General features: G+C 72.3%; 22 protein-coding genes and 1 pseudogene. 9 read left to right on the top strand and 14 right to left on the bottom strand.

Annotation, left to right across the window (positions count from 1 at the left end):
• Positions 1-39: 39 nt before the first annotated feature.
• On the bottom strand, positions 40-696 hold the full coding sequence (locus J421_RS09535) for a response regulator (RefSeq protein ID WP_025410953.1): 657 nt from the start codon (positions 694-696) through the stop codon (positions 40-42).
• Between the two features lie 5 nt (positions 697-701).
• Positions 702-1,820, bottom strand: a complete 1,119-nt coding sequence (locus J421_RS09530) for a multicopper oxidase family protein (protein ID WP_025410952.1) — start codon at positions 1,818-1,820, stop codon at positions 702-704.
• Positions 1,821-2,072: 252 nt separating this feature from the next.
• Between J421_RS09530 and J421_RS09525 the strand changes: the two genes are divergently transcribed.
• Positions 2,073-2,966, top strand: a complete 894-nt coding sequence (locus tag J421_RS09525) for a universal stress protein (RefSeq protein WP_025410951.1) — start codon at positions 2,073-2,075, stop codon at positions 2,964-2,966.
• Here J421_RS09525 and J421_RS09520 read toward each other — a convergent pair.
• From J421_RS09520 to rpsU, 5 genes and pseudogenes are all read right to left on the bottom strand, one after another.
• Positions 2,919-4,052: an ATP-binding response regulator gene (locus J421_RS09520; RefSeq protein WP_104022446.1), complete on the bottom strand. Its 1,134-nt coding sequence runs from the start codon at positions 4,050-4,052 to the stop codon at positions 2,919-2,921. The two genes, J421_RS09525 and J421_RS09520, sit on opposite strands and share 48 nt — an antisense overlap.
• Positions 4,049-4,483 (bottom strand): response regulator, encoded by a 435-nt coding sequence (locus J421_RS09515; protein WP_025410949.1) that lies wholly within the window; start codon positions 4,481-4,483, stop codon positions 4,049-4,051. Before J421_RS09515 ends, J421_RS09520 begins: the two co-directional genes overlap by 4 nt.
• The gene (locus J421_RS09510; protein ID WP_201773133.1) at positions 4,483-5,646 is read right to left on the bottom strand and encodes a sensor histidine kinase; all 1,164 of its coding nucleotides are present in this window, start codon (positions 5,644-5,646) and stop codon (positions 4,483-4,485) included. The genes J421_RS09515 and J421_RS09510 overlap by 1 nt, the downstream gene beginning before the upstream one ends.
• A gap of 267 nt (positions 5,647-5,913) precedes the next feature.
• Positions 5,914-6,108, bottom strand: a pseudogene (locus J421_RS33895) (cold shock domain-containing protein); the annotation flags it as partial.
• 53 nt (positions 6,109-6,161) lie between these two features.
• Positions 6,162-6,407 carry a 30S ribosomal protein S21 gene (gene rpsU / locus J421_RS09500; protein ID WP_025410947.1) on the bottom strand — a complete coding sequence of 82 codons (246 nt, stop codon included), beginning with the start codon at positions 6,405-6,407 and terminating at the stop codon, positions 6,162-6,164.
• 258 nt (positions 6,408-6,665) lie between these two features.
• On the opposite strand from rpsU, the gene J421_RS09495 reads away from it, so the two are divergent.
• From J421_RS09495 to J421_RS09485, 4 genes are all read left to right on the top strand, one after another.
• A complete protein-coding gene (locus J421_RS09495) occupies positions 6,666-6,980 on the top strand; it encodes a hypothetical protein (RefSeq protein WP_025410946.1) in 315 nt (104 codons plus the stop codon).
• 182 nt (positions 6,981-7,162) lie between these two features.
• The gene (gene cspE, locus J421_RS09490; RefSeq protein ID WP_025410945.1) at positions 7,163-7,369 is read left to right on the top strand and encodes a transcription antiterminator/RNA stability regulator CspE; all 207 of its coding nucleotides are present in this window, start codon (positions 7,163-7,165) and stop codon (positions 7,367-7,369) included.
• Positions 7,370-7,485: 116 nt separating this feature from the next.
• Positions 7,486-7,653: a hypothetical protein gene (locus J421_RS33440; protein ID WP_169738639.1), complete on the top strand. Its 168-nt coding sequence runs from the start codon at positions 7,486-7,488 to the stop codon at positions 7,651-7,653.
• A 44-nt stretch (positions 7,654-7,697) separates the two neighbouring features.
• Entirely contained in the window at positions 7,698-8,006 is a 309-nt protein-coding gene (locus tag J421_RS09485; RefSeq protein WP_025410944.1) for a hypothetical protein, read from the top strand.
• 144 nt (positions 8,007-8,150) lie between these two features.
• On the opposite strand, the gene garD is transcribed toward J421_RS09485, so the two are convergent.
• From garD to J421_RS09460, 5 genes are all read right to left on the bottom strand, one after another.
• Positions 8,151-9,674 (bottom strand): galactarate dehydratase, encoded by a 1,524-nt coding sequence (garD, locus tag J421_RS09480; RefSeq protein WP_104023075.1) that lies wholly within the window; start codon positions 9,672-9,674, stop codon positions 8,151-8,153.
• Between the two features lie 20 nt (positions 9,675-9,694).
• The gene (locus tag J421_RS09475; RefSeq protein ID WP_025410942.1) at positions 9,695-10,582 is read right to left on the bottom strand and encodes a 2-hydroxy-3-oxopropionate reductase; all 888 of its coding nucleotides are present in this window, start codon (positions 10,580-10,582) and stop codon (positions 9,695-9,697) included.
• A 104-nt stretch (positions 10,583-10,686) separates the two neighbouring features.
• Complete coding sequence (garL, locus tag J421_RS09470; protein WP_025410941.1) at positions 10,687-11,469, bottom strand: 2-dehydro-3-deoxyglucarate aldolase; 783 nt, start codon at positions 11,467-11,469, stop codon at positions 10,687-10,689.
• A 4-nt stretch (positions 11,470-11,473) separates the two neighbouring features.
• Positions 11,474-12,775, bottom strand: coding sequence for an enolase C-terminal domain-like protein (locus J421_RS09465; protein WP_104023074.1), 1,302 nt, complete (start codon positions 12,773-12,775; stop codon positions 11,474-11,476).
• A 32-nt stretch (positions 12,776-12,807) separates the two neighbouring features.
• Complete coding sequence (locus J421_RS09460; protein ID WP_025410939.1) at positions 12,808-14,103, bottom strand: MFS transporter; 1,296 nt, start codon at positions 14,101-14,103, stop codon at positions 12,808-12,810.
• A gap of 117 nt (positions 14,104-14,220) precedes the next feature.
• Here J421_RS09460 and J421_RS09455 point away from each other — a divergent pair, with 117 nt between their 5' ends.
• The 4 genes from J421_RS09455 to J421_RS09445 all read left to right on the top strand — a co-directional run bounded on the left by J421_RS09455 (position 14,221) and on the right by J421_RS09445 (position 16,580).
• On the top strand, positions 14,221-15,552 hold the full coding sequence (locus tag J421_RS09455) for a GAF domain-containing sensor histidine kinase (RefSeq protein WP_025410938.1): 1,332 nt from the start codon (positions 14,221-14,223) through the stop codon (positions 15,550-15,552).
• 79 nt (positions 15,553-15,631) lie between these two features.
• Positions 15,632-15,856, top strand: a complete 225-nt coding sequence (locus J421_RS33600) for a PAS domain-containing protein (protein WP_201773132.1) — start codon at positions 15,632-15,634, stop codon at positions 15,854-15,856.
• A gap of 47 nt (positions 15,857-15,903) precedes the next feature.
• On the top strand, positions 15,904-16,146 hold the full coding sequence (locus J421_RS33595) for an ATP-binding protein (RefSeq protein ID WP_025410936.1): 243 nt from the start codon (positions 15,904-15,906) through the stop codon (positions 16,144-16,146).
• A 59-nt stretch (positions 16,147-16,205) separates the two neighbouring features.
• Positions 16,206-16,580, top strand: coding sequence for a YbjQ family protein (locus J421_RS09445; protein ID WP_025410935.1), 375 nt, complete (start codon positions 16,206-16,208; stop codon positions 16,578-16,580).
• A 28-nt stretch (positions 16,581-16,608) separates the two neighbouring features.
• On the opposite strand, the gene J421_RS09440 is transcribed toward J421_RS09445, so the two are convergent.
• On the bottom strand, positions 16,609-16,992 hold the full coding sequence (locus J421_RS09440; protein ID WP_025410934.1) for a hypothetical protein: 384 nt from the start codon (positions 16,990-16,992) through the stop codon (positions 16,609-16,611).
• A gap of 48 nt (positions 16,993-17,040) precedes the next feature.
• Positions 17,041-17,331: a hypothetical protein gene (locus J421_RS09435; RefSeq protein WP_025410933.1), complete on the bottom strand. Its 291-nt coding sequence runs from the start codon at positions 17,329-17,331 to the stop codon at positions 17,041-17,043.
• Between the last annotated feature and the right edge of the window lie 23 nt (positions 17,332-17,354).

Here is a 17,354-nt window from a genome sequence, read left to right as displayed (position 1 = left end):
CTCCCCGCAGAGCGCGCGCCGTCCCGTCGGCGAGCGGCCTCAGTCGGTGAGCAGACCGAGCTTCAGGGCGAGCTGCACGTACTCGGAGCGGTGCGTGAGCCCCATCTTCTCGCCGATGCGCTGCTTGTAGGTGTCCACGGTCTTCGGCGAGATGAACAGCTGCTCGCCGATCTCCGGCGCGCTGTAGCCGCGGGCGACGAGCCGCAGCACGTCGCGCTCGCGCTCCGAGAGCTGCGCGAAGCGCTCGCGGTCGTCGGCGTGCTCCGAGCGGCGGCGCACGCCCTTCGCGAGCGCGCGCACGGCGGTCGGCTGCACGTACGTGTCGCCGTGGGCCACCGCGCGCACCGCGGCGACGAGCTCGCGGTCGGCGACGCTCTTCACGAGATAGCCGCTCGCCCCCGCCTCGAGCAGCGGCACGAGCGACTCGTTCTCGTCGTGCATCGTCAGCACGAGCACGCGCGTCGACGGGTGCGTCGCCGCCACCTCCTTCGTGGCCTCCGCGCCGCCCATCTCGGGCATGTCGAGATCCATCACGACGACGTGGGGATTCAGCCGCTCGATCATGGCGACCGCCTCGCGCCCGTTGGACGCCTCGCCGACGACCTGGATGTCCTTCGCGCTGCTGAGCACGGCCTTCAGCCCGGCGCGCACGATGGCGTGATCGTCGGCGAGCACCACGCGGATGACGTCATCCATGGGCGTCACTTCTGGACGACGAGCGCGGTGACCATGCCGAACATGCCGTGCTCGCTCTCCGCGTGCGGCAGGATGTGGCAGTGGAACGCCCACGTGCCGGGGTTGTTGCAGCTCACGATCACGTCCCACCGCTCGCCGGGCGCGACGTTCAGCGTGTCGCACTTCCACGGCGCCGGCTGCTCCCACCCGTCCTTCGCGATGACCGTCATGTGCATCCCGTGCAGGTGCATGGGGTGGATCATCATCCCCTCGTTCATGAACCGCAGCCGGAGCTTCTGCCCGAGCTTCGCGACGATCGGCTCCGTACCGGGGAAGCTCTTGCCGTTGAGAGTGTAGCCGTGGGCGCCATCGTTCAAGATCATCACGTAGTCCACGTCGACCCCGCGCTCGATCGGCAGCGGATTCTTCGGCTCGACGATGAACGCGCCGAGCATGCCGTTGCCCACCTGGGTGGCGGCGTTGTGGTGCGAGTGGTACATGTGCGAGCCGCTGTTAGGCACCACGAACTCGTACGTGTACGACTCGCCGGGCTTGATCGGCGGCTGCGTGATGAACGGCACGCCGTCGACGTCGTTCGGCAGCTCGAGGCCGTGGAAGTGCAGCGCGGTGGACTGCGGCAGCTCGTTCTTCAGCACGAGGCGGACCCGGTCGCCCTCGCGGACGCGGATCTGCGGGCCGGGCACCTGCTCGTTGTACGCCCACGCCTCGACCCACTGGCCGGGCGCGGTCTCCCACTTCATGACGCTGGCGGTCAGCTCGAAGACCTTCACGCCGCCGTCCATGCGCGGCTTCATGAGCTGGTTGCCCTTGCCCTGCGTCTTCGCGGGGAACGCCTTGATCCCCTTCTCGTGCATGGCGTCCATCTCGTCCGCGCGGCGGCGCTTCTCGGCCAGGCTCAGCATCGCCGCGGCCGGCGGGGCGTTCGGCGCGGGCGCGGCGGGAGCCATGCCCGCCATGCCGTCGTGATTCGTCGGGGCCGGGGTCGGCGGCGCGGCCTGCGCGACCTTCGGCTCGTCCTTGCACGCGCTCAGGGCGCTCGCCGCGAGCGCGCCGAGGGCGCCCTTCTTCAGGAACGCGCGGCGGGACGAGAGAGGGGTCGGGGCGGAGGGAGCGTTGGTCGACATGGTCGCGATCGGAGCGGGTGAGCGGCGCCGGTTTGGCGTCCGGACTCAGGATACCGGCGCCGGTTCACGCGATCGGTCGGGGAGTGCGCGGAACGTTCGTGCGGGGACCGCCGGTCGCCGTGTCGGGGGATCCCCTACCGTCGGCCGACCGACCGCGCGCGGCACTCTCCCGACCGCACCGGGGGCATCCCCCCGACACCCCGCGCCACCGCGCCGCGGCATCGTACGGCGTCCCTGTCCGAGGTCGCCGCCATGCCCACCACGCTTACCATCCCCGAGCTCCGGACCCGTCCCATCATCGTGGCGAGCGACGGCCGCGACGACGGCGCGCCGGCCCTGCTGACCGCCGAGCGGCTCGCCTGCCAGCTCGGCGACGGGGCGATGGCGTGGCCCACGCGCATCGTGAGCGCGCCGTCCGCCGACGCCATCGCGGCGGTGGCGGACGAGGAGCGCGCGTCGCTCGTCGTGCTCGACATCGGCCGGCACCGGCTGTACGAGCGGCTGCTCGGCACCGAGACGTCGCTGCGCGTGCTGCGCGGCGGCGACCGGCCGGTGCTCGCGGTGGGCCCCGAGGCCGATGGCGTGTTCCGGCGCGCGGTGGTCGCGCTCGACTTCGGCGCGGCGAGCCTGCGCGCAGCGGCGATCGCGGCGCGGCTGCTCGCGCCCGGCGGCATCCTGTCGCTCGTGCACGTGAAGCCGCGCGTGGAGCTGTGGGAGCCCGGTGTCGTCGAGTCGCCGTCGGGCACGCCGGGGCTGCACGGCCGGCTCCAGCGGCTCGCCGCGGCGCTGCGGCACGGCACCACGGGCTGCGAGGAGTGCGGCGCCGGCGAGGCGCGCCCCGACGTGCGCGTCGGCACCGCGACGCTCGTCGGCGACCCCGCGGCGGAGCTGCTCGACTACGCCGCGCACGTCGGCGCGGACCTCGTCGCGGTGGGGACGCGCGGCGCCGGCTTCGTCGAGCGGCTGCTCGTCGGCAGCGTGGCGACCGACGTGATCCGCGGCACGAGCGCGCGGCTGCCCGGCTGCTCCGTGCTCGCCTGCCCCGCGCCCTGCCCCACGGCGGCCGCGCGGCTGACACACCGGCTCGGTGCGCTGCCGTCAGTCGCTGACGGGCACGGTGAGCCAGAAGCGCGCGCCGGCGCCTGACGCGCTCTCCACGCCGGCGGCGCCGCCGTGCGCCTCGGCGATCCCCTTCACGATCGCCAGGCCGAGCCCCGCGCCGCCGCGCCGCGTCTCGCGCGCCTGCCAGAACCGGTCGAAGACGTGCGGCAGGTGCTCGGGCGGGATGCCCGGGCCGGTGTCGGCGACCTCGAAGCGCACCGCACGCCCGTCGTCGGTGCGCGCGGCGCCGAGCGTCACGCGCCCGCCGCGCGGCGTGAACTTGACGGCGTTGCCGAGCAGGTTGCCCAACGCCTGCTGGAGGCGCGCCCCGTCGCCGTTCACGCTCACCCCGCCGGCCGACGAGCGCAGCGCGAGCGTCACCCCGCGCTCGGCGGCGAGCGGCTCGGCCAGCTCGTGCGCGAGCGCGAGCACCGCGGCCACCGACGTCGGCTCCGGATCGACGGCGAGCCGGCCGGCCTCGATCGCGGAGACGTCGAGCAGGTCGCGGATGATGCGCTCCATGAGGTCCACGGAGCTGCGGATGACGCCCGCCAGCTCGCCGACCTGCGACGCGTCCGGCGACTCCTGCGACGCGAGCGCGGCGGCGCACATCTTCACCGCGCCTAACGGATTGCGCAGGTCGTGGGCGACGACGCCGAGCACCACGTCGCGCGCGTGCGTCGCGCGGCGCGCCGCCTCGACCAGGCGCTGCCGCTCGCGCGCGTGGCGCACCGCGCGCCACATCCCGCGCCCGGTGACGGCGCCCTTCACGAGATAGTCCTGCGCACCGGCCTGCACCGCGCGCACGGCGAGCGCCTCGTCGTCGAGTCCCGTGAGCACCACGATCGGCAGGTGCGGCGCGGCATCGCGCACGCGCGCCACGGTGTCGAGGCCGCGCGCGTCGGGGAGCGAGAGGTCGAGCAGCACGACGTCCACCGGATGCGAGGCGAGCAGCGTGCGCGCCTCGCTCACCCGCTCGGCGTGCAGCACCACGGCGTTCGCCGCGCCCGACGCGTCGTTCGATCCGGCGCCCTCCTCGAGCGAGAGCCGCAGCAGCTCGGCGTCGCCCGGGTTGTCCTCCACCATGAGGATCGTGAGCGGCGCGTCCCTTCCCTCCCCGCCCGGGCTCATCGATCGCGCGGCAGGCGCACGACGGTGAACCAGAACTGCTCGATGGAGCGCACGATCGTGATGAACTGGTCGAAGTCGACCGGCTTCGTCACGTAGCAGTTCGCGTGCAGGTCGTACGCTTTCAGGATGTCCTGCTCGGCGCGAGAGCTCGTGAGCACGACGACCGGGATGTGGCGCAGCACCGGATCCTGCTTGATCTCGCCGAGCACCGCGCGGCCGTCCTTCTTCGGCAGATTGAGGTCGAGCAGGATGAGGTCGGGGTGCGGCGCATCGGCGTAGCTGCCCTCGCGCCGCAGGAACGCGAGCGCCTCGACGCCGTCGCTCACGACGCTGAGGTTCATGTGCATCTTGCTGTCGAGAAGCGCCTCGCGCGTCAGCTCGACGTCGCCGGGATTGTCCTCGACGAGCAGGATCTCGATCGGGTCGCTCATCATGAACGGGGCAGCGTGAAGTAGAAGGTCGTTCCCTCGTTCGGCGCGCTCTCGGCCCAGATCCGGCCGCCGTGGCGCTCCACGATCTTCTTGCAGATCGCGAGGCCCACGCCCGTGCCGTCGTACTCCGCGCGCGTGTGGAGCCGCTGGAACACGACGAAGATCTGCTCCGCGAACTCCTGCTCGAAGCCGATGCCGTTGTCGCGCACGGCGAACCGCCAGCTCGCGCCATCGGGCTCGGCGACGACGGTGGCGCGCGGCGCGACGCCCGGGCGGCGGAACTTCAGCGCGTTCGCGAGCAGGTTCTGGAACAGCTGCTCGAGCTGGCCCGCGTCGCCGAGCACGGTGGGGAGCGGACCCACGTCGACGGTGCCGCCGCTGTCGGCCATCGCCGCGTCGAGCCAGCGCAGCGCGCGCCGCACCACCTCGTTCACGTCCACCGGCCGGAACGGCTTCCCCTGGGTGCCGACGCGCGAGAGCGCGAGCAGGTCGTTGATCAGGGTCTGCATGCGCTGCGCGCCGTCGACGGCGAAGTGGATGTACTTGTCGGCCTGCGCGTCCAGCTTGCCCTCGTAGCGCCTGGCGAGGAGCTGCGTGTAGCTCGCCACCATGCGCAGCGGCTCCTGCAGATCGTGGCTCGCGACGTACGCGAACTGCTCGAGCTCCGCGTTCGAGCGCTCGAGCGCCTCGCCGCGCGCCCGCAGCTCCGCCTCGTAGTGCTTGCGCGCGGTGACGTCGCGCACGACGGCGTTGTACATGATGCGGCCGTCGACGCTGACCTTCGAGATCGCCACCTCGGCCGGAAACTCGTCGCCGTTCTTGCGCCGGCCGTAGACCTCCCGGCGCGCGCCCATGCGTCGCGCCGACTCGTGCGCGCGCGTGAAGTACGGCAGGTGCTCGGCGCTGTGCACCGCGCGGAACCGCTCGGGGAGCAGCAGCTCGAGCCGCTGGCCGATCACCTCGTCGGCCGAGTAGCCGAAGATCTCCTCCGCGCCGGCGTTGAAGAGGTGGATGCGCTCCTCGTCGTCGATCGAGACGATGCCGTCGGCGGCGAGCTGCACGATGCCAGCGAGCAGCGTCGGCGAGTGCGCGACCGCGGCCGCGAACGACCGGTCGGCCGGCGACGACGCGTTGGGATCTCCGGGTGCGGCGGGGTCGGTCACGCGATCCTCGAGTGATGAGCGAGCCCCGGGAGCGTAGACGACGGCGGCGGCAAGGTCCAGCCCCACCACGAACGAACACGGCCGGGCGATGGCGCCCGGCCGTGCACGAGAATCGTCGTTAGGCCCGCGTCGGGCGGCTCAGTGGTCGCGCCGCCGGCCGCCGCCACCGCCACCACCGTAGCCCCCACCACCGCCGCCGCCCCCGCCGTAGCCACCGCGGCCTCCGCCGCCGCCCCCACCACTCGGCCGCCCGCCGCCCAGCCGCGTCACGTTCTCCGCGGCCGGCCCCTTCTGCCCCTGCACGACGTCGAACTCCACGTTCTCGCCTTCGTCGAGCGACTTGAAGCCGGTGCCCTGAATCGCGGAGTGATGAACGAACAGGTCCTTGCTTCCGTCTTCGGGCGTGATGAAGCCGAAGCCCTTGTCGGCGTTGAACCACTTCACTGTGCCTTTCGTGCGCATCGTGCCGGCCTCCGTGCGGAGCGTGGGGTGCTGGCGCCGGACGGCGCCGTGTGTCAGTGGGCGTCGTGCCGCGGGCTCCGACTCGCGGCGCGACGGCCACGCAGACGCGCCGCGCGACGCGCGGCGGCGCGGGCGCGGCGCAGCGCGAGTTCGTCCTTGAGCGCTCGCGCCTCGCTCGGTTTCACGTAGTGGCGTCGGCGGCGCAGCTCCGCGAACAGCCCGCTCTGGATGACCTTGCGCTTGAAGCTCTTCAGCGCCCATTCGAGCCGGTCACCCTCCTGCAGCGTGATCTCGATCATGATGCCTCGCGGCGGGATGCGTGTCCGTACGACGTCGAAACGCGACAGGGGCCCACGCAGAGCGAGGGCCCCTGTCCGTCCGCGGTGTGTGCGCTAGCGCACGTGTCGCTGCACCACGGTAACGTTGGCCTCGGGTGTTGTCTAGGACGCGCGCGGTTGACACCGTTGTCGGTACCGTCCAGCTTTCGTGAGCCAGGGCCGCGTCGGCTCCGGATTGGAGGCCGCCATGCGCGCTGCACGATGGCTCGGCACGACGCCATGACCGTGGCGGACTCCCACCGACCGGACCCGGTGACGCCGAGCGCGACACCCCGCGTCCCGCGCCCGCGGCTCACGCTGCACCGCCCCACGCGGCATCCCGATCAGCCGCCGCCCGTCGGCGGATCGTGCGCCGGCGTGCCCCTACCGTGCCGCGCGTCGCTGCGTCGCCGGGCCGCGCTCGCCGCCTACCTCGCCGAGCCCGAGAGCCGCCGCACACGCGAGGTCCTGTTCCGCACGCTCGACGGCATCGATCGCGGGGTCGCGCGCGGGGCCGCGCCGCTGGATCGCGCCGGCCTGCGCCTCCTGCGCTGACCGCCTAACGGCCCCGCACGTTGCGCTGGGCACGTCGATGCATTAGCCTCCGGGAGCGACACATGCGCAGCGCGCATACACCGCCGATGGACAGGGGCCCTCGCTCTCGCGGGGGCCCTTTTGCATTCTGCCCGGGTGGGCGGATGGCGGCGTCGCGACAACACCAGCAGGAGTACGTACACATGCGCACGACTGGAACCGTGAAGTGGTTCAACGACAGCAAGGGCTTCGGCTTCATCACGCCCGAGAACGGCTCGAAGGATTGCTTCGTGCACCACTCCGCGATTCAGAAGCAGGGCTACAAGTCGCTCGCCGAGGGTGAGCGCGTCGAGTTCGACATCGTGCAGGGCCAGAAGGGCCCGGCCGCGGAGAACGTCGTCAGCCTCTGACGAGCTCTCGGCGGCGCCCGCCGTCGCCGTCGCGGCCGGTCTGATCGCCATCAGACCGGCCGCTCCCGTTCGTTAGGCACCCCCGCCTGCCGCCTCACCGCCACGAGGCCCCCGCCATGCCGAGAAAGCCGAACTACCAGTTCGAGAAGCGTCAGAAGGAGCTCGATCGCAAGGTGCGCAAGGAGGAGAAGCTCCGCCGTCGCCAGGAGCGCACCGCCGACACCGACGAGCTGCAGGAGCAGCCGGCGGAGCCCGCCGACGCCGAGCGACCGATCGAGAGCTGACGCCCGCATCAACACGCGCCCGACGGCGCACGGAGGGAGATCGCATGGACGTCCGAGGAGAGGAGTTCAGCTTCATCGACGCCGGCCGCACGTTCCGGTGCCGCATCGAGAACTCGAGGACCCGCGCCGGCGATGCCTGGTGGTGGTTCGAAGTGTCCACCGAGCAGTACGAGCGCCACGCCCCGTTCCGTGCCGAGGCGAGCGACACCCCGGCCGGCGTGCGGGCGCGCGTCGTGGCGTACTACGACGACCTGCTCGCCCGCCGCGCCGCGCCCGCACAGGGCCGCTGGCATCAGCGCCCGCGCGTCGCCCCGGCCGCGACCCAGAGCGTCAACCCGACGCCGGTGACCTAGTCGGGACTGGGGACTCGGGACTCGGGACTCGGGGCGGTGTGCTCGCTACGCTCGCTCTCATGAAGGCACGAGCGGAGCGAGTGCCATCCCCCCCGAGTCCCGAGTCCCGAGTCCCGAGTCCCGAGTCCCGAGTCCCGATTCGTTTCAAGTCACCGGCGCGGGATTGAACAGCGTGAGCGCGTTGCGCAGCCCCCATCGCTCGGCCCACGTGCGCCGGCCGCTCGCGACCTCGAGGATCGTCTCGAAGATCTCCCAGCCCAGCGACTCGATGTCGGCGTCGCCGTCGGCGATGCGGCCGGCGTTCACGTCCATGAGGTCGTGCCAGCGGCGCGCGAGGTCGGAGCGCGTCGCGACCTTGATGACGGGACACTCCGCGAGGCCGTACGGCGTGCCGCGGCCAGTGGTGAAGACGTGCACGTTCATGCCCGCCGCGAGCTGCAGCGTGCCACACACGAAATCGCTCGCCGGCGTCGCGGCGTAGACGAGTCCTCGGCCGATGCCGCGATCGCGCAGCCGCTCGCCCGGCGACAGCACGCCGACGATGGGCGACGTGCCGGACTTCACGATGGACCCCATCGCCTTCTCGACGATGTTCGACAGGCCGCCCTGCTTGTTGCCGGGCGTCGTGTTCGCGCTGCGATCGACGCCGCCCGCGCGAAGGTAGTCGTCGTACCACGCCATCTCGCGCACGATCGCGTCGGCGACGTCGCGCGTGGCGGCGCGCGCGGTGAGCTGCGCGACGCCGTCGCGCACCTCGGTGGTCTCGGAGAACATCACCGTCGCGCCGGCGCGCACGAGCAGGTCGGCGGCGCGGCCGAGCGCGGGGTTCGCGGTGATGCCGGAGAACGCGTCGCTGCCGCCGCACTGCATGCCGACGACGAGCGCGGACGCGGGACACGTCTCGCGCCGCCGGGCGTCGAGCCGTGCGAGATGCCGCTCGGCCGTCGCGACGATCGAATCGATCATCGACAGGAAGCCGACGTGCCGCTCGTCCTGGAGCACGACGGTGTCCGGCTCGTCGTCGACGACGGGAAGCGAGCCGCGTGGCATGAGCCGCGCCGGCTGCAGCTTCTCGCAGCCGAGGCTCACGACCATCACCTCGTCGCCGAAGTTCGGGTTGAGGCTGATGTTGCGCAGCGTGCGGATGGGGATGGAGGCGTTCGCCGCGTCGATCGCGACGCCGCAGCCGTACGCGTGCTCCAGCGCGACGACGTCGTCGACGTTCGGATAGCGCGGCAGCAGCTCGGCCTTGATGCGCTCCACCGCGAAGTCGACCACGCCGGACACGCACTGCACGGTGGTGGTGATCGCGAGAATGTTGCGGGTGCCGACCGATCCGTCGCGATTGCGGTACCCCTGGAACGTGTAGCCGTCGAGCGGCTCGCCGACGGGCGGCGCGGCGGTGGCCATCGGCAGGTCGTCGAGCGGGCGCGCGTCGGGGAGCGACATGAGCCGCTCGTGCACCCACCGTCCCGCGGCGACGTCCTCGCGCGCGTAGCCGATGGCGACGCCGTAGCGGCGCACCGCCTCGCCCGCGGCGATGTCGCGCAGCGCGACCTTGTGCCCCTGCGGCACGTCGTCCAGCAGCACCAGCCCGTCGCCTAACGACGTGCCGGCGGGCAGGCCGCCGTCGGGCACCACCACACCGACGTTGTCGGCCGGGTGCATCATGATGACGAGCGGCCGCGTCACGGCGCCGCCACCTCGAAGTCCGCGAGCCGCTCGAGCGCGCGGACCATGGCCGAGTGGTCCCAGCCGCCGCCGCCCTGCGCGGCGCAGGCGTTGAACAGCTCCTGCGCCGTTGCGGTGTTCGGCAGCGACACGCCGACGGCGCGCGCGCTCGACAGCGCGAGGCCGAGGTCCTTCTGGTGGAGCGCGATGCGGAAGCCCGGCTCGAACGTGCGCGCGATCATGCGCGCGCCGTGCACCTCGAGCACGCGCGACGACGCGAAGCCGCCCATGAGCGCCTGCCGCACCTTCGACGGATCGGCACCCATCTTCGCCGCGAACAGCAGCGCCTCGGCGACGGCCTCGATGTTGAGCGCGACGATGATCTGGTTCGCGACCTTGCACGTCTGTCCGGCGCCGACGTCGCCGACGAGCGTGACGTTCTTGCCCATCAGCTCGAACAGCGGCCGGACGCGATCGAACGCGGCCTGCGTGCCGCCGGCCATGATGGTCAGGCTCGCGGCCTTCGCGCCGACCTCGCCGCCGGACACGGGCGCGTCGACGTAGTCGCAGCCCAGCGCAGCGATGCGCTCGGCGAACCGCTTCGTCTCCACCGGCGAGATGGAGCTCATGTCGACGACGACCTTGCCGGTGCTGAGCCCCTCGGCGACGCCGTCCGGATCGAACAGCGCCTTCGCGACGTCGGGCGTGTCGGGCACCATCGTGATGACGACGTCGGCGCGCTGCGCGACCTCCTTCGTCGACGCGCACGCGTGGCCGCCCGACGCGGTCAGCTCGGACGGCACGCCCGAGCGGCTGTGCAGGTGGACCTCGTGTCCCGCCGCGATGAGATGACCCGCCATGGGCTTTCCCATGATGCCGAGGCCGATGAAACCGATTTTCGTCATGCTGTCCACTGTGGAAAGCGGCTCACGCGGAGGCGCGGAGAACGCGGAGAACTACTCTTCCTTTGGTTTTCTCCGTGTTCTCCGCGCCTCCGCGTGAGGACCCCCTAGTCCTTGAACCTATCGCGCAGCGCCTGCGTCGCCGCGCGGAACAGCCCCTGGTCGCTGCCGACAGCGACCATCGTGACGCCCATGTCCATGTAGCGGCGCGCATCGGCTTCCACCGGCGCCAGGATGCCGACGGCGACGTTCGCGGCACGCGCGCGGTCGATGACGCGGCGCATCGCGTCCTGCACCTCGGGGTGCGACGCGTCGCCGAGGCGGCCGAGGCTCGCGGCGAGGTCGGAGGGGCCGATGAACACCGCGTCCACGCCCTCCACCGCGCAGATCTCGTCGACGTCGTCGACCGCGTGCGGGCTCTCGATCTGTACCGCGACGACGATCTCGTCGTTCACGAGCTTCTGGTAGTCCGCGACCGTGCCGTAGCGGTTGCCACGCATGGACACCGACACGCCGCGCACGCCGGCGGGCGGGTAGCGCGTGGCCGCCACGGCGCGCGCCGCTTCCTCCGCGCTGTCGACCATCGGCACCAGGAAGTTGGAGAACCCCGCGTCGAGCAGCCGCTTGATGAGCACCGTGTCGTTCGACTGCGGTCGCACGAACGGCGCGCTCGGGCTGTCCTTCAGCGCCATCAGCTGCAGCACGAGCGTGCCGAGATCGTTAGGCGCGTGCTCGCCGTCGAGCAGCAGCCAGTCGAAGCCGGCGAGCCCCACGATCTCGGCGGTCACGGGACTCGTGAGCGACACCCAGCAGCCGATGAGCCGCTTGCCGGCGCGGAGGTCGCGCTTGAACGCGTTCGGGAACGCCGAGTAGGGCGCGGGTCGATTCATGGGCTCAGCGGACGAGGCACGGGCGGCGCGGGTCGAACGTCCAGCCGGGGATCAGCGACTGCATGGCGATCGTGTCGTCGCGATCGCCGGCGCCCACACGCTCGTACAGCGCGTGCGCGCGCTCCACCGCCGCCATGTCCAGCTCCACGCCGAGGCCCGGTCGCTTCGGCAGCGCGACGGCGCCGCCCTCGATGCGGAGCGGCTCGCGTGTGAGCCGCTCGCCGTCCTGCCAGATCCAGTGCGTGTCGATCGCGGTGACGCGGCCCGGTGCCGCGGCGGCGACGTGGACGTACATCGCGAGCGAGACGTCGAAGTGGTTGTTGGAGTGCGAGCCCCAGGTGAGGCCGAACATGTCGCAGAGCTGCGCGACGCGCACGGCGCCCGCCATCGTCCAGAAGTGCGCGTCGGCGAGCGGGATGTCCACCGCCTGGAGCTGGATGGCGTGCGCGAGCTGGCGGAAGTCGGTCGCCACCATGTTCGTCGCCGTCGGGACCCCGGTGGCGCGTCGGAACTCGGCCATGATCTCGCGCGCCGAGTAGCCGCCCTCCGCGCCGCACGGATCCTCGGCGTAGGCGAGCACCCCGCGCAGTCCGCGGCACAGACGCACCGCCTCGTCGAGCGACCACGCGCCGTTCGGGTCGAGCGTGACCCGCGCGTCGGGAAAGCGCTCGGCGAGCGCGACGACCGCCTCGGCCTCCGCGTCGCCGGCGAGCACGCCGCCCTTCAGCTTGAAGTCGCGGAAGCCGTATCGCTCGCGCGCCGCCTCGGCGAGTCGCACGACGGCCACCGGCGTCAGCGCCGGCTCGTCGCGCAGACGGAGCCAGGGATCGCGGTCGTTAGGCGCCGCCCGGTAGCCGAGCCCCGTGCGCGTGCGGTCGCCGACGAAGAACAGGTAGCCGAGCACGTCGACGCGCTCGCGCTGCACGCCGTCGCCGAGCAGCGCGGCCACGGGGACGCCGAGGTGCTGGCCGAGGAGGTCGAGCAGCGCACACTCCACCGCGGTGACGGCGTGGATCGTGGTGCGGAGGTCGAACGTCTGTGCGCCGCGTCCCGCGCGATCGCGGTCGCCGAAGCGCGCGCGCATCGCCGCGAGCACGCCGGCGCGCTCGCCGAGCGACCGGCCGACGACGAGCGTGCATGCCTCGTCGAGCGTGGCGCGGATCGTCTCGCCGCCCGGCACCTCGCCGACGCCGGTGCGCCCCGCGCTGTCCTCGAGCACGACGAGGTTGCGCGTGAAGAACGGGGCGTGCGCGCCGCTGAGGTTGAGCAGCATGCTGTCGCGCCCCGCGACGGGGATCACGCGCATCGCCGTGACGACCGGCGCATCGTGGCGCGCGCTCACGCGAGCGTCACCCGGTGGATGCGGCCCACCACGCCGAGGTAGCAGACGATCGCGACGAGCGCATGCGCGCCGACGTAGACGAGCGCCCACGCGAACGAGCCGGTGCCCTGCACGATGTAGCCGATGGCGATCGGTGTGGTGATGCCCGACAGGTTGCCGCACGTGTTGAACAGCGCGCCGCTGAGTCCCGCGAACTGGCGCGGCGCGGTGTCGGCGTTCACCGCCCAGCCGAGCGCGCCGACGCCCTTGCCGAAGAACGCGAGCGCCATGAGGAAGATGACCGCCGACTGCGACGAGACGTAGTTGCAGGCCACCATCGTCATGGAGAGGAGCATGCCCGCGACGATCGGCGTCTTGCGCGCGACGCTGAGCGAGTGCCCGCGCTTCAGCAGCGCATCGGAGAACACGCCACCCAGCACGCCGCCGACGAAGCCGCACACGGCGGGGATCGCGGCGACGAACCCCGCTTTCAGGATCGTCATGTGCCGCTCGCGCACGAGGTACACCGGAAACCACGTGATGAAGAAGTAGGTGAGCGTGTTGATGCAGTACTGCGCGACGTACACGCCGACGAGCATGCGGCTGCGCAGCAGCCGGCCGACGTAGCGGAGGTCCGGGCCGTCGTCGCGCCGCGCCTGGTCCATGCTCACCAGTCCCCCGCCCGCCTCGATGTACGCGACCTCGGCGGCGTTCGCGAGCGGGTGCGTTTTCGGGTCGTGGATCAGCGCCTTCCAGACGAGGACGAACGACAGACCGAGCGCGCCCATGACGACGAACACCGACGGCCACCCGAACGACGCGATGAGCCATCCCATGAGCGGGGCGAACACGACCGTCGCCGCGTACTGCGCGGAGTTGAAGATCGCCGACGCGGTGCCGCGCTCGCTCGCCGGGAACCACGCCGCGACGATGCGGCTGTTGGCCGGGAACGACGGCGCCTCCGCCGCGCCGACGAGGAACCGCAGCGCGAACAGCGCGACGACGGCGCCGAGGCTCGCGAGCGCGCCGACGCCGGCGGTGAGCAGCGTGAACGTCGACCAGAGGGTGAGGCTCGCCGCGTACACGCGCTTGGAGCCGTAGCGGTCGAGCAGCCAGCCGCCAGGGAGCTGGGCGAGGACGTACGCCCACCCGAACGCGGAGAACACGTAGCCCATCGCGACCGCGTCGAGGCGCAGCTGGCGGGCGATGGCGGGACCGGCGAGCGAGATGGTCGCCCGGTCGGCGTAGTTGATGGCCGTGACGAGGAACAGCACCGCGACGACGACCCAGCGAACGTTGGTCCTCTCTCCCATCCAGTCGGGGTCCCGGGTCGCGGCAGCCGGCGTTTCCGGTAAGCTAGTTGGAGGGGTGCCGACCGGGCGCACTCCTTGCCCGAAGCCGTAGCGCGCCCCCGACCAGGCGAGATCCCCATGTCCACCACCCAGCCGCCCATCCATCCCGCGTTCAACGGGATGCTCGAGTCGCTCGTCCGGCTGATCGAGCATCAGAGCCCCGCCATGCGCTGCTCCATCCTCCTGCTCGACGAGGACGGAGTGACGCTGCGCCACGGCGCCGCGCCGAGCCTGCCCACGCCGTACTGCCAGGCCATCGACGGGCTGCAGATCGGCGCCGGCGTCGGCTCGTGCGGCACGGCGGCGTTCACGCGTGAGACGACCATCGTCACGGACATCGCCACGCACCCGTACTGGGTGCCGTTCCGCGACCTCGCGCTGCGGCACGGGCTGCGGGCGTGCTGGTCGACGCCGATCCTCGCCGCGTCGGGCGCCTGTCTCGGCACGTTCGCGATGTACTACGACGTGCCGCGCCAGCCGGGCGTGCGCGACATCGCGCTCATCCAGACCGCCGCGGCGCTCGCCGCCGCGCTGCTGGAGCGCGAGACGCTGCTCGCGACGAGCGAGGCCGATCGCCGCGCGCTCGGTGAGGCGAACCACCTGCTCGAGGAGCAGCAGGCCGAGCTCGAGATCGCGAACCAGCAGCTGCAGGAGAACACCGTCGAGCTGGAGATGCAGGCGACCGCGCTGGAAGCCGCGCGCGACGAGGCGGAGGCGGCGAACCGCGCGAAGAGCGAGTTCCTCGCCGCGATGAGCCACGAGCTGCGCACCCCGCTGAACGCGATCGCCGGCTACGCCGACCTGCTGCTCGACGGCGTGCGCGGCGAGCTGACGCCGACGCAGCGCGGTGACCTGGAGCGCATCAAGCGCAGCGGCCAGCACCTGCTCGGCCTCATCAACGACATCCTGAACTTCGCGAAGCTGGAGGCGGGGAAGGTCGAGTACCACGTCGACACGCTGCCGGTGGCGCCGCTCATCGAGAGCCTCGAGGAGCTCGTGCGGCCGCAGGTGGACAGCAAGCCGCTGACGTACTCGCACACCATCCCGGTGACCGACCTCGTCGCGCGGTGCGACGCGGAGAAGGTGCGGCAGGTGCTGCTGAACCTCGTCACGAACGCGGTGAAGTTCACCGAGCCGGGGGGCGAGATCCGCGTCGAGTGCGACGGCGACGAGCGGAACGTGCGCATCGCCGTGCGCGACACCGGCCGGGGGATCGCCGACGAGCACCTCGCGCGGATCTTCGATCCGTTCGTGCAGATCGACCGCGAGCGCACGCCGCGGAGCCAGCAGGGCGTCGGGCTCGGGCTGTCGATCAGCCGCGACCTCGCGCGCGGCATGGGCGGATCGCTCACCGCGATGAGCGCCCCCGGCGAGGGATCCACGTTCACGCTGACGCTGCCGAGAGGCTGACGGTCCGGACCACGGGTGGGGGGAGGGAGTGGGGGAGTCCGGGACCGAAGTGGAGGACGCCGAACGCGCGCGGACACGCGTGGAGGCGATCCTCGCGAGCATCAGCGACGCGTTCTTCGCGCTGGACCGCGCGTGGCGCTTCACGTACCTGAACGACCACGCGTGGGAGGAGTTCCCGCTCGCGTTAGGCACGACGTTCGAGCGCGAGTACCGGCACGCGATGGAGCGGGAGCGGTTCCGCACGGTGCAGGAAGCGTCGCCGAATGGCTTCCTCACGCTCGCGCCGATCCGCGCAAGGGCCTAACGCCGTCCGTCGGCGCGTGTCCGCCGGGGCTCGCGGCGCGCGCCGACGTGGAGAAGCTGCGCCAGGCGCTCGTGAACCTGCTGTCGAACGCGGTGAAGTTCACCGGCCGCGGCGGCGGCGCGATCGAGCCGTTCGTGCAGGTGCGCGCCGACCTGCGCCGGCCGACGGAGGGCACGGGCCTCGGCCTGGCGATCAGCCGGGACCTCGCGCGCGCGATGGGCGGCGACCTCACCGTGGCGAGCACGGTGGGCGCGGGGAGCACGTTCACGTTGACGCTGCCGAGCGCGTGACGCGTGACGCGTGACGCGCGACGCGTGACGTCCGCGGTCGCCGGCCGTACAATCTCCCCATGCCATACGTCCCTCCACACATCCGGGCGGCGCTGAGCACGCCCGACTTCCACACGACGACCGGGAACGCGCTCGACGGCTACGACGTCGTGGAGACGTTCGGCGTCGTGCGCGGCATCACGGTGCGGTCGCGCTCCCTCGCCGGCACGCTCGGCGCGGTGTTCCAGCAGATGCGCGGCGGCGAGGTGTCGCTGCTCACCGAGCTGTGCGAGCAGACGCGGCGGCTCGCGTTCGAGCTCGCGATCGAGCACGCGCAGATGCTCGGCGCGAACGCGCTGCTCGCCCTCCGCTACGACGCGACCGAGATCATGTCGGGCGTGTCGGAGGTGCTGTGCTACGGCACGGCGGTGCGCGTGGTGGCGCGCCGGGAGTGAGCGGCCCGGCGCGCCGCCGTCCTCACCGCTACCACCAGTCGTCGCACTGGTAGGCGCGCACGCACCACTCGAGCAGGCGGACGTAGAGCACGACGCCGCCCTGCGGCGCCGGCCCGGCCTCGACGTGCAGCACCGGCGTCGGCGGGCCGAGGCCGCGCTCGCGCAGCAGCGCGTCGACGACCGCGACGACCTCCTCGGCCGACGCGCCGTCGGCCTTCAGGTGGTCGACGACGTCGGTCACCGCGCTGCGCAGCGCGGCCATCGCGTCCGCGGACGGCCGTGCGGTGGCGGCGTCGAGCCGGAGCAGCAGGCGCGACCGCAGGTCGGCGTCGAGCGCCGGCCGCGAGACCTGAGGCGCGTGGGCCCCCACGACGCTCGCCGGCGTCACGGGGGCCTCGTTCGTGACTCGCATGAGAGCCTCCACCACCGCGTTGCCCGGTGCGGCGGCGTACGGAGCCCGTCAGTGCCCGTGCCGTCGCGTCTCCCAGCCCTTCTTCGCGGCGCGGCTGCGCTCCTCGTGGGACTGGCTGTGGCCGCCGATGCGGCCGCCCTTGCGCGACGGCTCGTGGTTCTCCGACCGGCCGCGGCCGGAGCCGGACTTCTTGCCGCCGTGCGTCTCCGCGTTCACGGTCGCCCAGGCGCGGCGCTCGGCCTCGCTCTCGGGGACGCCGCGGGACTCGTACCCTTCCTCGATGTGCTGCGCCTGGCGCTTCTGCTTGTCGGTGTAGGCGCTCTTGTCTCCTCTCGGCATGACGGACCCTCCGGTAGCGGCGA

Source organism: Gemmatirosa kalamazoonensis (genome assembly GCF_000522985.1).
GTDB classification, from domain to species: Bacteria; Gemmatimonadota; Gemmatimonadetes; order Gemmatimonadales; family Gemmatimonadaceae; genus Gemmatirosa; species Gemmatirosa kalamazoonensis.
The sequence above is the reverse complement of the archived record's forward strand: the minus strand, read 5'-3'. Positions and strand labels throughout refer to the sequence as shown.

Excerpts from the sequence above, each read along its gene's own strand:
- J421_RS09535 (WP_025410953.1), bottom strand. The coding sequence starts at position 696 with ATGGATGACGTCATCCGCGTGGTGCTCGCCGACGATCACGCCATCGTG.
- J421_RS33440 (WP_169738639.1), top strand. The coding sequence starts at position 7,486 with ATGCCGAGAAAGCCGAACTACCAGTTCGAGAAGCGTCAGAAGGAGCTC.
- J421_RS09460 (WP_025410939.1), bottom strand. The coding sequence starts at position 14,103 with ATGGGAGAGAGGACCAACGTTCGCTGGGTCGTCGTCGCGGTGCTGTTC.
- J421_RS09515 (WP_025410949.1), bottom strand. The coding sequence starts at position 4,483 with ATGAGCGACCCGATCGAGATCCTGCTCGTCGAGGACAATCCCGGCGAC.
- J421_RS09525 (WP_025410951.1), top strand. The coding sequence starts at position 2,073 with ATGCCCACCACGCTTACCATCCCCGAGCTCCGGACCCGTCCCATCATC.
- J421_RS09455 (WP_025410938.1), top strand. The coding sequence starts at position 14,221 with ATGTCCACCACCCAGCCGCCCATCCATCCCGCGTTCAACGGGATGCTC.
- J421_RS09445 (WP_025410935.1), top strand. The coding sequence starts at position 16,206 with ATGCCATACGTCCCTCCACACATCCGGGCGGCGCTGAGCACGCCCGAC.
- J421_RS09465 (WP_104023074.1), bottom strand. The coding sequence starts at position 12,775 with ATGCGCGTGATCCCCGTCGCGGGGCGCGACAGCATGCTGCTCAACCTC.
- J421_RS09530 (WP_025410952.1), bottom strand. The coding sequence starts at position 1,820 with ATGTCGACCAACGCTCCCTCCGCCCCGACCCCTCTCTCGTCCCGCCGC.
- garD (WP_104023075.1), bottom strand. The coding sequence starts at position 9,674 with ATGCACCCGGCCGACAACGTCGGTGTGGTGGTGCCCGACGGCGGCCTG.
- garL (WP_025410941.1), bottom strand. The coding sequence starts at position 11,469 with ATGAATCGACCCGCGCCCTACTCGGCGTTCCCGAACGCGTTCAAGCGC.
- J421_RS09475 (WP_025410942.1), bottom strand. The coding sequence starts at position 10,582 with ATGACGAAAATCGGTTTCATCGGCCTCGGCATCATGGGAAAGCCCATG.
- cspE (WP_025410945.1), top strand. The coding sequence starts at position 7,163 with ATGCGCACGACTGGAACCGTGAAGTGGTTCAACGACAGCAAGGGCTTC.
- J421_RS09485 (WP_025410944.1), top strand. The coding sequence starts at position 7,698 with ATGGACGTCCGAGGAGAGGAGTTCAGCTTCATCGACGCCGGCCGCACG.
- J421_RS09495 (WP_025410946.1), top strand. The coding sequence starts at position 6,666 with ATGACCGTGGCGGACTCCCACCGACCGGACCCGGTGACGCCGAGCGCG.
- J421_RS09435 (WP_025410933.1), bottom strand. The coding sequence starts at position 17,331 with ATGCCGAGAGGAGACAAGAGCGCCTACACCGACAAGCAGAAGCGCCAG.
- J421_RS09520 (WP_104022446.1), bottom strand. The coding sequence starts at position 4,052 with ATGAGCCCGGGCGGGGAGGGAAGGGACGCGCCGCTCACGATCCTCATG.
- rpsU (WP_025410947.1), bottom strand. The coding sequence starts at position 6,407 with ATGATCGAGATCACGCTGCAGGAGGGTGACCGGCTCGAATGGGCGCTG.
- J421_RS09440 (WP_025410934.1), bottom strand. The coding sequence starts at position 16,992 with ATGCGAGTCACGAACGAGGCCCCCGTGACGCCGGCGAGCGTCGTGGGG.